This is a genomic window from Paenibacillus roseus (assembly GCF_016424485.1).
Taxonomy (GTDB): Bacteria; Bacillota; Bacilli; order Paenibacillales; family Paenibacillaceae; genus Paenibacillus_D; species Paenibacillus_D roseus.
This window is the reverse complement of sequence record NZ_JAELUP010000005.1, coordinates 145,597-160,306: the sequence shown is the minus strand read 5'-3', so window position 1 is coordinate 160,306 and position 14,710 is coordinate 145,597. Positions and strand designations below refer to the sequence as shown.

The 14,710-nt window shown below is 46.5% G+C and carries 14 protein-coding genes; 13 read left to right on the top strand and 1 reads right to left on the bottom strand.

Translation table 11 applies throughout. The annotated features are described in order from the left end of the window. The first annotated feature begins 1 nt into the window (after position 1). The 6 genes from JFN88_RS02830 (at position 2) to JFN88_RS02805 (ending at position 6,385) form a co-directional block, all read left to right on the top strand. Positions 2 to 1,138 (top strand): glycosyltransferase, encoded by a 1,137-nt coding sequence (locus tag JFN88_RS02830; RefSeq protein WP_199017769.1) that lies wholly within the window; start codon positions 2 to 4, stop codon positions 1,136 to 1,138. 20 nt (positions 1,139 to 1,158) lie between these two features. Beyond that, positions 1,159 to 2,532: a sugar phosphate nucleotidyltransferase gene (locus tag JFN88_RS02825; protein WP_199017768.1), complete on the top strand. Its 1,374-nt coding sequence runs from the start codon at positions 1,159 to 1,161 to the stop codon at positions 2,530 to 2,532. 86 nt (positions 2,533 to 2,618) lie between these two features. After that, positions 2,619 to 3,953, top strand: a complete 1,335-nt coding sequence (locus JFN88_RS02820; RefSeq protein WP_199017767.1) for a UDP-glucose dehydrogenase family protein — start codon at positions 2,619 to 2,621, stop codon at positions 3,951 to 3,953. Between the two features lie 56 nt (positions 3,954 to 4,009). Further along, the gene (rfbC, locus tag JFN88_RS02815; protein ID WP_199017766.1) at positions 4,010 to 4,564 is read left to right on the top strand and encodes a dTDP-4-dehydrorhamnose 3,5-epimerase; all 555 of its coding nucleotides are present in this window, start codon (positions 4,010 to 4,012) and stop codon (positions 4,562 to 4,564) included. Continuing rightward, entirely contained in the window at positions 4,561 to 5,430 is an 870-nt protein-coding gene (gene rfbD / locus JFN88_RS02810; protein WP_199017765.1) for a dTDP-4-dehydrorhamnose reductase, read from the top strand. Before rfbC ends, rfbD begins: the two co-directional genes overlap by 4 nt. A 22-nt stretch (positions 5,431 to 5,452) precedes the next feature. Then, positions 5,453 to 6,385, top strand: a complete 933-nt coding sequence (locus tag JFN88_RS02805; protein WP_199017764.1) for an LCP family glycopolymer transferase — start codon at positions 5,453 to 5,455, stop codon at positions 6,383 to 6,385. Here JFN88_RS02805 and JFN88_RS02800 read toward each other — a convergent pair. Next, positions 6,365 to 7,879 (bottom strand): hypothetical protein, encoded by a 1,515-nt coding sequence (locus tag JFN88_RS02800; protein ID WP_199017763.1) that lies wholly within the window; start codon positions 7,877 to 7,879, stop codon positions 6,365 to 6,367. The genes JFN88_RS02805 and JFN88_RS02800 overlap by 21 nt on opposite strands. Before the next feature lie 444 nt (positions 7,880 to 8,323). Here JFN88_RS02800 and JFN88_RS02795 point away from each other — a divergent pair, with 444 nt between their 5' ends. The 7 genes from JFN88_RS02795 (at position 8,324) to JFN88_RS02765 (ending at position 14,699) form a co-directional block, all read left to right on the top strand. Beyond that, positions 8,324 to 9,598, top strand: coding sequence for a sulfotransferase family protein (locus JFN88_RS02795; protein WP_199017762.1), 1,275 nt, complete (start codon positions 8,324 to 8,326; stop codon positions 9,596 to 9,598). Then, on the top strand, positions 9,595 to 11,529 hold the full coding sequence (locus tag JFN88_RS02790; RefSeq protein WP_199017761.1) for an asparagine synthase-related protein: 1,935 nt from the start codon (positions 9,595 to 9,597) through the stop codon (positions 11,527 to 11,529). The genes JFN88_RS02795 and JFN88_RS02790 overlap by 4 nt, the downstream gene beginning before the upstream one ends. Positions 11,530 to 11,551: 22 nt before the next feature. Next, positions 11,552 to 11,719, top strand: a complete 168-nt coding sequence (locus JFN88_RS25595; protein WP_199017760.1) for a paeninodin family lasso peptide — start codon at positions 11,552 to 11,554, stop codon at positions 11,717 to 11,719. Positions 11,720 to 11,808: 89 nt separating this feature from the next. Further along, a complete protein-coding gene (locus JFN88_RS02780; RefSeq protein ID WP_199017759.1) occupies positions 11,809 to 12,765 on the top strand; it encodes a phosphoenolpyruvate carboxykinase (ATP) in 957 nt (318 codons plus the stop codon). Beyond that, positions 12,755 to 13,048, top strand: coding sequence for a lasso peptide biosynthesis PqqD family chaperone (locus JFN88_RS02775; RefSeq protein ID WP_199017758.1), 294 nt, complete (start codon positions 12,755 to 12,757; stop codon positions 13,046 to 13,048). The genes JFN88_RS02780 and JFN88_RS02775 overlap by 11 nt, the downstream gene beginning before the upstream one ends. Positions 13,049 to 13,062: 14 nt before the next feature. After that, positions 13,063 to 13,521: a lasso peptide biosynthesis B2 protein gene (locus JFN88_RS02770; protein WP_199017757.1), complete on the top strand. Its 459-nt coding sequence runs from the start codon at positions 13,063 to 13,065 to the stop codon at positions 13,519 to 13,521. Beyond that, positions 13,518 to 14,699 (top strand): nucleotidyltransferase domain-containing protein, encoded by a 1,182-nt coding sequence (locus JFN88_RS02765; protein WP_199017756.1) that lies wholly within the window; start codon positions 13,518 to 13,520, stop codon positions 14,697 to 14,699. The genes JFN88_RS02770 and JFN88_RS02765 overlap by 4 nt, the downstream gene beginning before the upstream one ends. Positions 14,700 to 14,710 lie beyond the last annotated feature (11 nt).

Here is a 14,710-nt window from a genome sequence, read left to right as displayed (position 1 = left end):
AATGAATGAGGGAATCGATTACTTCATAGTTGCTCCCACTTCCTGGGAAAAAGAGGGGTTAAAATATCGACGGCATCGTCTTGCAGAATTATTGTGGTCCAAAGATAATACCAGACATATCTATTGGATATATCCTGACCATGATTCGTTTACTTCAAACTCGGTGCAAAATCACCCGAAAGTTACCCAGATCAGTTTGCCATATGGAAGAGGGATGTTCAGATATGTGGGTAATATGTGCAATGCTTTGATTCGTAATCCGTTAAAGCCTTACCTTGCGGGCTCAGGAAGAAAGGTACTTTTTTTTACATACCCTTATTTCTCCCAATTAATTAGTCTCTCCCACTGGGAAAGAGTTGTCTACGATTGCAGCGATTACTGGTGTGGTACATGGGTACCAAAAACCGGGTTGCGCGGCATGGTTCAGCAGTTTAAAGCTTATATGATTCGCAGGACAGAGAATCGCATATCCTCCCGAGTAAATCTGGGCTTTGCCACATCAGAATTTTTAGCTGCTCACATTCAGCGGCAATCAAAGAAAAGTTTCAAAGTTATTGAGAACGGAGTGGAATTCGATCTTTTTAAACAAGCTTCACCTGTACGAGAAGAAGAAATTGAGCAGATACAAGGCGTAAAGCTTGGATTCGTAGGAGGGCTGAAGGCTAAGATCGATTTTGATCTTCTGTTAGAAGTCTCCTTATTGAAGCCTGAGTGGAATTTTCTGCTCATCGGCCCGGCTCACGGGACAATAGAGGATTTTGAAGCTCTTAAAGGCAGGTCCAATATTTTTTTCTTGGGTGGAAAATCACCTGAAACTGTTCCAGGTTACATGAAGGCTTTGGATGTTGGTTTGATGCCTTATAAAAACATTGCGTATAACCGGGCAGTCAGCCCACTTAAGATGTTTGAATATTTGGCAGTGCAAATTCCGGTGGTAGGCTGTGGATTGCCTACAACGGATAAATACCAGGAGACGGGGGTCTACTACCATACGGCTTGCAAAGCGGATGAATTCGTTCGGGCATGCGAAGAGGCTTTGCAGCTTAAAGACAAGGAGGTTTATCGCCTTAAGAGAATCCGCAGAGCACAAGAAAATGACTGGCAAACCAAACTGGAGACTATATATCGTTCGATTTAATCAAAGGAGGTTTACGGTACATGAAAATTGTGTTGTTATCAGGCGGTTCAGGCAAACGGCTTTGGCCTTTATCCAATGAATCCAGATCAAAGCAGTTTCTTAAAGTTCTGGAAGGCCCGAATGGACAACTGGAGTCAATGGTTCAGCGTGTATGGCGGCAGCTGCACAATGCTGGGCTGGCAAACGATGTTTGTTTTGCGACAAGTAAATCTCAAGAGGAGATTTTTCGAAATCAATTGGGGAGTCGAGTCAATGTCGTTCTGGAACCTGAAAGACGGGATACTTTCCCGGCTATTGCTTTGGTGGCAACCTATCTCTACTCCATTCAAGGTGTAGGATTAAATGAAACGATTGTAATTATGCCAGTTGATCCCTACGTGAATGACGACTTTTTTGATGATTTAGTCGCATTGCCCAATATTTTAGCCCAATCTGATGCCAAAATTGCGTTAATTGGAGTTAAGCCCGATCATCCCTCAGAAAATTACGGTTACATCATGCCAGAGCAACAACTAAAAAATGATAAGCCATTTTATATGTCTGTTAAAAAATTCGAAGAAAAACCCAAAAAGGAAAAAGCAGCAGCATTAATTGAACAAGGCGCACTGTGGAATTGCGGGGTTTTTGCATTTAAACTCGATCTGATCATTAATTTGCTTATTGAATTAAATATTCCGATTCAATATGATGAAATGCTAAAGCAGTACAACAAACTTCCTAACATTAGCTTTGATTATCAAGTGGTAGAGAAAATCGACAAAATTGCTGCCATGGTTCATGAAGGCAAATGGAAAGATCTTGGTACTTGGGATACATTAACTTCCGAAATGGGAAATAAAGTTGTCGGCGGGGGAATTGTGACTCCGGATTCTCAAAATACGCATCTTATTAACGAACTGGAAATTCCGGTAACGATTATTGGAGCTTCGAACTTGGTTGTTGCTGCCAGTCCGGATGGTATCTTGGTTAGTGATAAACAACAGAGCTTTCGAATTAAGGATGTATTGAAGCACACCGATCATCGTCCGATGTATGAAGAGCGTCGATGGGGATACTACAAGGTGATTGATTATATCAAGTATTCTCATCATAATGAAGTGCTTACGAAAAGGATCTGTATCTATGCAGGCCGTAATTTAAGCTACCAATATCACTGGAAACGTGATGAGATATGGACAGTTGTATCTGGAGAAGGGGAACTGATTCAAGACGGAAGCTATAGGAAAGTAAAATCAGGGGATGTTGTAAAAATACCCAGTGGGAGTAAACATAGCCTTCGGGCTATAACCAATTTAGAAATTATTGAAGTCCAGACAGGGACTGAACTTATCGAAGAAGACATCCACCGAATCAGCATGTCTTGGGAGGATATCTTGAAATCGATACAAGTGTGAATCGAGTACAGAAAAAGATTAGCTGCCATTCCAGGAGTGAGCGGCTATTTGAGCTTTAAGAAATAAAATCAAACGGGGTGTAGAAGATGAAACTGGCAGTCATTGGTACAGGATATGTTGGTTTGGTATCAGGTGTATGCTTTGCAGAATTGGGCAATCACGTAATTTGTGTCGACAAGGATCACGCAAAAGTAGAGTTGCTGAAGAGTGGCATAGTACCGATTTATGAGCCTGGTTTAAAGGAACTGATGGACAGTAATACGAAGATTGGACGTCTTAGTTTTACTTCTGAACTGGATCAGTCTGTTCAAGAGTCCGATGTAATTATATTGGCTGTAGGCACACCGTCGCTACCAAGCGGTGAAGCCGACTTACAGTATATTGAACAGGCAGCCAGAGATATTTCATCCGCATTAAATGGCTTTAAAACGATTATGACAAAAAGTACAGTTCCTGTAGGAACAAACGAGAAGATAAAGGCGATCATTAGGAGTCAGACTGACCACGAATTTGAAATTGTATCTGTTCCTGAATTTCTGCGTGAGGGTTCAGCAGTAAGAGATACTTTTCATCCTGACAGAATTGTAATTGGTATCGAAAGAAAAGAGGCTGCAGCCAACATCGTGGAACTGCATCGCCCTCTTACTGAAAATATAATTGTTACGGATATCAGAAGTGCTGAAATGATCAAATACGCTTCCAATGCTTTTTTGGCGACCAAAATATCCTTTATTAATGAAATAGCAAATATATGTGAAAAAGTAGGGGCGGATGTAACCAAGGTGGCAGAGGGAATGGGCTATGATAAACGAATTGGCGCCTCATTTCTTAATGCGGGCATCGGCTACGGAGGGTCATGCTTCCCTAAGGATACGCAGGCGCTCATTCAGATCGCTGGAAATGTAGATTATGACTTCAAGCTGTTGAAGTCTGTCGTAGATGTGAACAATGGACAAAGATTCAACATTATCCATAAGCTGGAGTCCATATTGGATGATCTCTACGGGAAGACAATTGCAATATGGGGTTTGGCTTTTAAACCGGATACGGACGATGTGCGTGCGGCCCCTGCTTTTGACATCATTAATTCTTTGTTAAAGCGTGGTGCATTGGTAAGAGCCTATGATCCAGTTGCAACGGAAAACTTTAAGCAGTCGATCCAGCATGACAATCTTTATTACAGTAAAACTGCAGAAGACGCTGCCAGACAAGCGGATGCTTTGTGCATTGTAACCGAGTGGAGAGAGTTCAGACAACTCTCATTGCAAGAGATTCGTTCTTGGCTTAAGACTCCGAATTTGATTGACGGACGCAATATTTATACAGAGGAAGAGCTTTTGAATACGGATTTTGTCTACTATTCTGTAGGCAGACCTAAATTAAATAATGGAGTAAGGGAAGGGGCTCCAATTTTATTATAAGCGCCGTTACTAATTCCAAGTTCCATTGCATATAAAGCATACGAGGTGATATTTTCATGCAAAAATTCAAAACAGAACTTGATGGAGTCTGGATTATAGAGCCTACTGTACATCAGGATAACCGGGGATTCTTTATAGAATCTTATAGCAAAAGAAGCTATGAGGGTTTAGGCATCAGCCAAGAGTTTGTTCAGGACAATCATTCATTATCGAAGGAAGCAGGCACCTTGAGAGGGCTTCATTACCAACGCCCTCCATATGCTCAAGGCAAGCTCGTGAGAGTACTAGCGGGGGCTATATATGATGTAGCGGTAGATATTCGAAGCTCCTCGCCTACTTTTGGCCAATGGGTTGGGGTTATACTTAGTGCCGATAATTATCGTCAGCTGTGGATTCCACAGGGGTTTGCCCACGGGTTCTGCACGTTAGTTCCTGATACACAGGTTTCGTATAAAGTCGACCAATACTATAATGCCTCAGCAGATCGGGGAATAGCCTGGAATGATCCTGAACTCGCTATTCCGTGGCCAGTTAACACCCCCTTGTTGTCTGGAAAAGACGGTGCGTATCAATCCCTTTCAGTGATTGACCAAGAGGAGTTATTTCCATGATCCGGTCAGGCAGTAGAGAAAGAATTTTGGTAACGGGAGCTGGCGGACAATTAGGAAAGGAGCTTGTCCAACTCCTGAAAGTGAAAAATATAGAGGTCTACGGGTTAGCCCGCGATCAACTGGATATTACTGACTGCGATACCGTTCTCAAGCAAGTAGAGCAGCTTAGTCCCACTGCAATTATTCATGCTGCTGCATATACGCAAGTTGATCGCGCAGAGGCCGAACCGGAGATTGCATTCCGTTGCAACGCAATTGGTACCCGCAATGTAGCTGTGGCGGCGGCCAAGGTCGGGGCCAAATTGGTTTATGTGAGCACCGATTATGTATTCGACGGGTCTGAAGGTTCATCTTACAACGAGTGGTCCAAGACATCACCGATTAACGTATATGGCCAGTCCAAGTTGGCAGGAGAACAATTTGTACGACACCATCATAACCGTTTCTTTATTGTCCGTACTTCATGGGTGTATGGAGCCTATGGAAATAACTTCGTAAAGACTATGCTTAAACTGGGTGCGGAACATGGAGCAGTAAGAGTAGTCGAGGATCAAGTCGGCTCACCAACCTATACGTATGATCTTGCAATGACAATTATAGCCATGCTGCAAACCGAAAAGTACGGCCTTTACCATATATCTAATACAGGGAAGTGCAGCTGGTTTGAGTTCGCTCAGGAAATTTTTAAGCAGGCTAAAATGGAAGTTCAAGTGACGCCTATCTCAACCTCTGATATGCCCCGTCCTGCTGCTCGTCCTGCATATTCTGTTATGGAGCCTGTTATGTTAAGGCTAAATGATTTTCCTTTATTGCCTACCTGGCAGCAAGCCTTGCATCATTATTTGCAAAACAACCGCACCGACTAATGCTACAGAGGGAGAATGGCGTATGAAACGTTGGATGAAAATTTCAATCTGTATTTGTGTTGTACTCGTATTGGGAGTTGCCGGGACGCTCTTTTACTTGAACCGTGCTGTAACTACAATGGCAAAGCAGATGTATGAACCGCTGGCTCTTGATGACCGTTCTCCTTTAACTCTTAACATAGCGGGGATAGATAAGGCTTCAGAGGATGCTCTGAAGCCTTTTACTGTGCTTCTTCTCGGAGTGGATGAACGTGGGAAAGACATTGGGCGTTCAGATACCACTATGCTGATTGCAGTCAATCCTGCCAAGGAGTCCATTCTGACGTTCAATATTCCCCGTGATACAAGGACGACAATTATCGGCCGCGGGACAGAAGATAAGATTAACCATGCGTATGCTTTTGGCGGGACATCGATGTCCGTGCGGACAGTTGAAAATTTTCTCAACTATCCGATTGACTACTATGTAAAGGTGAATATGGAGGGGCTAGTACACCTGATTGATAGTGTCGGTGGGATTGAAGTGGAGAACCATCTCCCCTTCAGTTATGAGGGTTACTCTTTTGAGAAAGGCACTTTAAAATTGGATGGCAAGAAAGCGCTCTCTTACTCCCGAATGCGCTTTGATGATCCGCGTGGGGATTTGGGCCGTAATGAGCGGCAGCGCGAGATCATCAAAGCACTGATTCAGCAAAGCATGACATGGAAAGGACTAACAAAGTTACAAGCGTTTATGGATGAACTTGGTCAATCCGTTAAAACAAATATGCAGTTTGATATGATGAGGGAAATTTTCTTATCGTATCGGCCAAAGATTAAGGAAGTAAGCAGCATAGAAATTGAAGGGAAAGGTCAGAAGTTAAACAATATTTATTATTATATTGTGGATGAACCTACGCGTACTTCAATCCATAATAAGCTGGTCAGTTTTATGTCAGTTGCTGGTAGGTCTTAATATAATTTCTTCAATCTGATTAGTCTCAGCAGTACCGTCGTTAACGATAAATCGAAAAAATAATTTAGTTATTCCCTGTGTAGCTTGCAGGTCTATGGAATGTGACGAGAGTTTGTCAGTATCAGCAAAGGCAAATCTTTGGCTATACAACAGTTTGCCTTTGTCATTATCGGCACGGATTTCACAGAGTCCCTCTTTTGAAACTTTTCTCCCCCGAACTAACACAATGTAATGGTTGTTACTGGGACTGAGTTGGTCCATGATGATGTCCACGGCTAGATTAGAGCGGAAAGGAACCTCAATATTTGTTTTTATTGCCCAGTTGGAAGATACAGTAGAGGGCTCCCAAGGAAATTCCCCTAAAGCAATCTGGTTATTTAAGAAACGGGGGTTTTTGGAATTGAATACAAGCGGATCAATTTCCTTTGTTCGTACTAGAGGGTGATTAGGTACTGGGAATGTCGAACTATTGTCTTTCCATAAAATGAAATACTTCGGTTCTAAATGAAGATTTCCACGATATGTTTTATAGCGGCTTGTTTTAATGTCAATTAAAAATTCGGCATATTTTAAATTACAGCGGTTATGGGAAACTACAGAGCCATACCCGACATCAATTGTTATAATGGGGGTTGTAGGGGCAACATCTCCCATCTTCGTCACATTAAAGCGATTGCCTGTGATTAAATTGGAGAAATCCCCAAAGATTCTAAGAAACTCACAGGCAGATTTGTCTGCTTCGAAGAAGTTGTCAGAGATAGTATGTGCATCCCCATCGGGAATGAGAATTTGTCCCCTTCTTGAATTGCCTACTATCTCATTGTGGTTGATTGAGCATTGGGAACCGTAATTCTGACCGCCGCCCCGTTTGGTAGTTAAATATACAGAAATAGCATTTAATGTAATTCTGTTATTGTTGATTTCTGTATGGTCGCAGCCTTCCAGATAAAGAGGGATTCCAAAGTTGGAAATAAAGTTATCGCGAATGCTCAGGTTGAATATTTTTGCCCCCCAGACCGCAATTCCATATTCCTTTAGTTCATTCAGCCCAGGAACAACATCCGTATTGTAATTGGGGTCTACAGCTGAGCTGTATTGGCCCTCAAAGTAACAATTTCGGATAAAGACATTAAATAATGAAGGCTGTTGGCTCCAAACACTGCTGTAATCCCCTTCTCGATTATACTTGATACCGAACTTCGATCGAATATATAGATGCTCAAAGCCTTCTGCCTGGTTGACATTATTGCTTCCTATAGCGGGCTGGATAACAAAAGCATATACGTTGTCGTTCGTATTTCTGATTTTCACACTTCTCGAAGTGCCTGCAACTTTTGTAGTCGGGTCTATTCTTATGGATTGACTAATTACATAATCACTTACATTATAGGGAATCAAGAGTGTTTTGCCAATTGCGTTATCAGCTGCTCTTTGAATACGAAGTGTATCGTCTGCTTCAGGTACGATTCTTGGGAAGTCTGAAATATTAACCAATATCATCCACACCTTTCGATTTGGATAAAAGCCGGGTTTACGGTAGTATATATTCTTTAGATTATTGTAAAATACCATGGAATTTTGTCAGACAAGCTTCTTAAGGTCTATCGAAAGAACCAAAAAAATGTGTGAAATAGAAAACAATTTTTTGAAATCATAGTTACAAATTGTATCATTTATTATATAATTGAAACAAAGGGTATCAGTCAAACCGTGTCTATATCAGTTGAACTAAAGAAACGAAAGTAGGCAGCCGGAGTGTGAAAGGATTCTGGAGAAGCGAAGCGCTCGCCTTTGTTCCCGGATTTCCCCTATTGCTGCCATTCATTCAAGAAATCCGGGAACAACAGCGATCGGAAGAACCTTTCACACGCAGGCCTTGCCTGACTTCCTTTCGTTCAACTTGTATAGATGACCAAGGCAGCAAAGGGGGCGTTACGATTGATTCAACAGGATGGGAGCAATCTGGTTTTCCTGCTATGCACCCCGCGCAGCGGCAGTTCGTTGGCAACGGTTATGCTGCAAAACCACAGCAAAGTGTTCGCCACGCAGGAAATGTGGTTTCTGATGAGCTTATATGATTTAAAGCTGGCGCCTTACCGTCCATACGGCGGAACGGAAATTATCAAGCAATTCTTTAACGGTGTGCTCCCCGAAGCTGCTTATGAGCAGGCTTGCCGCTCGTTTGCCGTAGAGGTCTACAACAGCTTGCTTAAGAGCGGCACAGCCGAAAAAGTCATTGATAAATCCCCAAGGTATTACTATCTGCTGGAATTTATTGACCAGCTATTTCCGAACTCCAAGCGCATATGGCTCATACGCAACCCGCTATCGGTGATTGCTTCATACAAGAAAGTGAACCGTCATGTACGGGACCGATTCGATCTCAAAGGCGAACTGACGCAGCCGAAGTTCAATATCAAGATGGCGGATATTACAATCGGCTTGTTTCGTTATATGGACTATTTCAGCAGGCCGCATCCTCATACATACCGGCTTTATTACGAGCAATTGGCCATTAATCCGCAGGAAGAAATGAGGAAGCTTTGCGAGTTTTTGGACTTGTCCTATGAAGAGGGGCTGGAGCGGTATGGCGACTTCATGGATCAGCCGAAGTCCGACCTGTTCTTCAGCATGGGGGTTGGGGACCCTTTTGTAGGGCAGCACACAGAGCCGCATACGAATTCTCTCGACCATTGGAAGGAAGTTCTGGACAAAGAGGAAACGGAGCTGTACTGCCGGGCAATCGGCGCCCGGGTATTCCACGAACTGGGCTACAGCAGACAGCTTGAGGAAGCGGAAGCCTGGACGGGTGTACGCTTTGACATGGAGCCGGATGCGGAACTGCTGGAACTGCGTCGCAAGCAGCTGGCAGAAGCAACAGGGTGCCAGTGGCAGGAGAAGTACCAGATCAGCAGCGAGTTGTCTGCTCCATTAGCTTCTGTTGCTGAAACTGCGGAAACTTCTGGGGCTGCTGAGTCTGGAGTGGCCCCAACAGAGGGCAATGAGGCCGAAGCGGAAGTTGTCCGACTGCAGATGACGCTGCGGGCATTGGATCGGCGATTGGAGAAAAGCTATGCCAATCAAAAGCGGCTTCAATTGCAACTGGACCATATGCGAAACAAGGTCAACCGCATCAAATCCTTGATCCCGTTCGGCAGCCGCCTGTCCAGGTGGGCTTCGGCTTATCTAGCCTCCGGAGGATCGAAGAAATGAGCGCAATTGCAGGTGTGATAGGGTTAAATGGAGCAGAGCTGCCGCAAGATGCCGTACATAATTTGTTGGAATCTTTAAGCCGCTACGCCGGTGATGCGCAGCAGCAGTGGCATGGGGAGCAAGCTGCTCTTGGCTGCCGACTACAATGGCTGACATCGGAGGCTGTCCATGCAGCTAATCCGTATTATGATCCCCGCAGCGGCCTGACGGTAGTTGCCGATGCGATTCTCGACAATCGGGATGAGTTATTTGACAAGTTGCAGGTTCACCTTAAGCAGCGCGTCCAGATGAGCGATCAGGAATTGATTTTACATGCTTATCTCAAGTGGGGCGAACAGGCGCCAGTCCATCTGATCGGCGATTTTGCTTTTGTCATTTGGGATGAGCGCAACCGGAAGCTGCTGGGAGCGAGGGATTTGTGCGGCAACCGAACCTTATATTTTCATACCGGTCCCCGTATGTTTGCTTTTTGCAGCGCAATCGCGCCTTTGCGGGAGCTGCCTGGAATTGCACAAGGGCTGGATGAGAACTGGTTGTCGGAATTTTTGGCGATTCCGGTCATGTTTGAGTCTACAGATGTGCAGGCAACGGCCTATGCAGAAATCCGTCAACTGCCGCCTGCACATCTGATTGTGGCAGAAGGCAGTCATGTCAAGCTGAGCTGCTATGGTTCCCTGCTTCCGGATCGCAAGCTGCGCTTGTCCTCCAACGGCGAATACGAGGAGGCATTCCGGGAAGTAATGAACCAGGCGGTTCACTGCAGGCTGCGTACGTACCGTGAGGTAGGAGCAACCTTGAGCGGGGGGCTCGATTCCGGTATTGTGGCCAGTTATGCGGCCCGCGAACTTCGGAGGCAAGGAAAGCTGTTGCATACGTTCAGCCACGTCCCGTCACCTGATTTTGTTGATTGGACGGGTAGAAATCGTGCAGCTGATGAAACGCCCTATATTAATGCGACACTCTCTCATGTTGGCAATATGAGATCCAATTATATCGATGTCCCCGGAGCAAGCCCGCTTACAGGCGTAGAGGATTGGCTGGATATCTTGGAGATGCCCTACAAATATTTTGAAAACTCCTATTGGATCAAAGGGATTTATGAGCTGGCGCGTGAACAGGGGATTGGCATCCTGTTGACCGGCGCTAAAGGGAACAATACGATCTCATGGGGGCCGACGCTGGACTATTTTGCTTCCCTGATCAAACGGCTGCAGTGGGTAAAATTTTACCGGGAGCTGCAGCTGTACGGAAGGAAACGAGGGATTCGCAGATCAAGACTGGTCCCTTTAATTGGGAAAAGGATGTTTCCTTGGCTCAGCTTGCTATCCGGCTCGGGCGATGAGATGCCGCTCCTGATCAATCCTGAGTTTGCCCGGCGCACAGATGTCCAGAACCGTCTGCGCAAGGCGGGTGTAAGTCTTAACAATGGGTCAGGCTCAAGTGCAGCAGAGGCGAGAAGAAAACATTTTGAGAATCTGGCTGTTCATAATATGACAGGGAATAAATCCAGCAAGCTGTCGCTTCATTACGGCATATGGGAGCGCGACCCAACCTTTGATGTCCGGGTTGTGCGGTTCTGTCTGTCTGTTCCGATGGATCAGTATATGCAGCAAGGCCTGGATCGGGCGCTTGTCCGCAGAGCTGCTGTGAATGATCTGCCGGATACGGTTCGCTTGAATCAGCGTGTTCGCGGGATACAGGGAGCAGATTGGCTTCACCGGATGCTGCCTCAGTGGCCAGCGTTACTTGAAGAATTGGAACAGCTATGTCGGGATGAGCGGGCAGTTCCTTACATGAATGTGGAGCAGATCAGGCGAACGATCAGCCAGGCATCCGGGCCTTCTGTCCGGGACGCATTTGAACCGGAGCCCCGTTTTCTGATGCGCAGCCTGATTATGTACCGTTTCTTGAAGCGGTATTATGCAAGTTAGCCTGAAAGGAGGTGAACAAACCATGAGCAAAAAAGTATGGGAACAACCGAAGCTTGAAACGCTTGACATCAACATGACGTTGCAAGGCAAAGGAACCAAGTATGTTGACTACGTCACGCCAAGCGATTTGGACATTACAGACACGAAACCGGACACACCAACCCCTTGGGAGCCGCATCCATGGTCGTAATTTAATTCATTATCCCGGTTTGGCCCTTATACATGTCACTGTGTAAGGGCCCGATTTTACAATTGGCAGGATTGCAGAGGTGGGAGAGTTTGAAGAGGGGTCCGTTTCAGTATATCGCCTTTGGCATGTCCCTGGTAAGTGAATTTCCGATCCCCGAATTGATTGTGCACGAGCCTGGCTCGTCGGGCGGCGGAATAACCGGACAGGTCGAAATCAGGAGAGCAGATTTGCAGCAGGCATGGGGGCATGCACGGATGTGGAACGCTTATACTGCCTTGAACGGGGAGCAAGTTCTGTTTTATATCCCGAATGTCGGTATATTAGGGATCGAGGGGGGCCGATATATTTGGGTATCGCCTTTTGAGAACTGCAACGAGGACCAACTCAGGCTCTATATTCTGGGGTCTTGCATGGGGGCCTTGTTGCTTCAACGCGGCATTCTTCCGCTGCATGGCAGTGCTGTAGTTCTGAACGGAAAAGCTTATGCCTTCTGCGGAGAATCGGGGGCAGGAAAATCAACATTGGCGGCCGTGTTCACACAGCGGGGATACAGTATGCTAACCGATGATGTCATTGCCATATCGTTTACGGAGCAGGGCTGTCCGGTTGTGATTCCGTCCTATCCGCAGCAGAAATTGTGGCAGGCCAGCCTGGATCGGCTGGGGATGTACGGAGGAGACTATGCCGCATTGTTTGACGAAACAGAAAAATTTGGGGTGCCGGTGAGGGATAGCTTCGAGAGCCAGCCGGTGCCGCTCGCAGGCTTTTTTGAACTGCAGCATAATGAGGGGACGGAAAGCACAGGACTGAGCTATATGAAATTGTCGGGATTAATGGGTATGCCGCTTCTTTTTACCCATACCTACCGCAATTTTCTGGTGCCGATGCTCGGACTCGGACAGTGGCATTTCGATTTTACAGCCCGGCTGGCAGGTCAACTGCTGATGGCGCAATTCAAGAGGGGATCAGAGGGGTTTACAGCCCCTGTGATGGCGGATCACATTTTACAATGGGTAATGGAAGGGGAGGCCTACCATGTCGGTTAGCATAATCCAATTGGAAGACAAGATTCAGCAAGAGGAAGGGAACCTGGTTAGTGATATGGCGGGGGAGAAGGTCATGATGAGCATTCGCTCCGGCAAGTACTATAACCTTGGCTCCATGGGCGGCATCATTTGGGAAAGTATAGCCTCCGGCCAGACGGTGGGGCAACTGATCGACGACCTGACAGAGCGGTATGAGGTTGCACGCGAGGAGTGCCAGACCCAGGTGCTGAGCTTTTTGCAGCAGCTTAAGCAAGAGGGGCTGATCAGTCTGCTTTCTGAATAGGAGAGGATTTAGTCGTGTGGAGAAAATGGAAACGGTATGCCTCTCTGAAAGGAGCGCATAAAAGACTTTTGCTGGAGGCTTATTTTTATTTAGGCTGGGCGCGGATACTGAAAGCTTTGCCGTTCTCCAGGATAGCCCCTGCTTTGGGCGAGCATATGGCGGAAACAACGGAGCAGCCGCAGCCCGCCCAAATTCCCGTATTAAGGGAGGTTTCCTACGCGGTGCAATTGATGAGCCGTCATACGTGGTGGGAAAGCCAATGCATGGTAAAAGCCATCGCAGCCATGCGTATGCTGGAACGACGCAAGATCGAAAGCACGCTGTATCTGGGAATGGGACGGGATGAGAAGGGGAGGCTGGTCGCGCATGCCTGGCTGCGCAGCGGTCCAATTGTAATTACCGGAGCTGAGGGCAGGGAGCGCTACACCTGTGTAGCGAAATTCGCCCGGTATATAGAAGGAGGCGTCAAATGAGCCCGCGATGGGAAATTCATCAACTAACCTGGTCCAAAGAGTTGGGGCTGATGCTCCAGCTAATGAAACGGTATGAAGAGAATGGGGTCGCAGAACATATCGGGAAATGGCTTGACGATATCGATTGGAATCAATTCGTGGAGCTGGTCCGGCATCATCGTGTCTTCCCGACCGTGTACGCGGCCATGAAAAAGCTGCCGCCGCAATTGATTCCTGCCGATGTCCTTGAAGCGCTCACTTTGGATTGCACGCGCAATACCTTTCGGATGCTGCAACTGACGGCTGAACTAAAGCAAGTAGCCGAGCAGATGGCAAGTGAGAATATCCGCATGCTGGTGCTGAAGGGGCCGCTGCTGGCTCAAGAGTTGTACAGCGATGTTTCCATGCGCGCGTCTAAAGATTTGGATGTGCTGATCCCGCTGGAGGATGTGGAACGGGCCGAGTCTGCTTTAAAAGATCAAGGTTATGTCATTAAGGACCCAAAACTGCGCCTGATTAATGACTGGAAGTGGAAGGATCATCATCAATCCTACTATCATCCGGGAAAACAGATACAGGTTGAGCTGCATTGGCGCCTTCATCCTGACAGCGGGCGGGAGAGCAGCTTTGATGAGCTTTGGAGTCAGCGCAGGGCAAGTGTTCTGACCGGATACCCGATCTATTGCATGGGCAAGGAAGAAATGATGGATTATCTGGTTGCCCACGGCGCCCGGCATGCCTGGTTCAGATTGCGCTGGCTCGCGGATATTGACCGGATGATTCGAATGAACATGGATTACGAAAGACTGATTAAGCTGTTCTACAAAAACGGCAGCCAGCATCTGGGCGGTCAGGCTTTGCTGCTCGCTTCGTCTTTTTTGGGAACGCCGATACCTTATATGTTTCAGCCGCTTTACTCGGGCAAGAAGTCTCGCAAGCTGGCTTCACAGGCTGCTTTTTTTATGGAGAACAAGGTTCAGATATGTCCTGAGCCGACAGCAGATATCGCCGGAAAGTACAAGAGCTATATGTTGTCTTTAAAATCCTGGCGGCAAAGAACCGCCTACCTTCTTCGCCGGCTGTATCCAAGCTCTAGTGATGCCGAGGTGTTCCCGCTGCCCAAAGGGCTGCATTTTCTCTATTTCCCGCTGCGTCCTTTTCTATGGTTTTACAGGCGAGTAAGACAGTCCTATTCTTAAGGGAGATGCCG

Excerpts from the sequence above, each read along its gene's own strand:
- JFN88_RS02830 (WP_199017769.1), top strand. The coding sequence starts at position 2 with ATGAATGAGGGAATCGATTACTTCATAGTTGCTCCCACTTCCTGGGAA.
- JFN88_RS02825 (WP_199017768.1), top strand. The coding sequence starts at position 1,159 with ATGAAAATTGTGTTGTTATCAGGCGGTTCAGGCAAACGGCTTTGGCCT.
- JFN88_RS02820 (WP_199017767.1), top strand. The coding sequence starts at position 2,619 with ATGAAACTGGCAGTCATTGGTACAGGATATGTTGGTTTGGTATCAGGT.
- rfbC (WP_199017766.1), top strand. The coding sequence starts at position 4,010 with ATGCAAAAATTCAAAACAGAACTTGATGGAGTCTGGATTATAGAGCCT.
- rfbD (WP_199017765.1), top strand. The coding sequence starts at position 4,561 with ATGATCCGGTCAGGCAGTAGAGAAAGAATTTTGGTAACGGGAGCTGGC.
- JFN88_RS02805 (WP_199017764.1), top strand. The coding sequence starts at position 5,453 with ATGAAACGTTGGATGAAAATTTCAATCTGTATTTGTGTTGTACTCGTA.
- JFN88_RS02790 (WP_199017761.1), top strand. The coding sequence starts at position 9,595 with ATGAGCGCAATTGCAGGTGTGATAGGGTTAAATGGAGCAGAGCTGCCG.
- JFN88_RS25595 (WP_199017760.1), top strand. The coding sequence starts at position 11,552 with ATGAGCAAAAAAGTATGGGAACAACCGAAGCTTGAAACGCTTGACATC.
- JFN88_RS02775 (WP_199017758.1), top strand. The coding sequence starts at position 12,755 with ATGTCGGTTAGCATAATCCAATTGGAAGACAAGATTCAGCAAGAGGAA.
- JFN88_RS02765 (WP_199017756.1), top strand. The coding sequence starts at position 13,518 with ATGAGCCCGCGATGGGAAATTCATCAACTAACCTGGTCCAAAGAGTTG.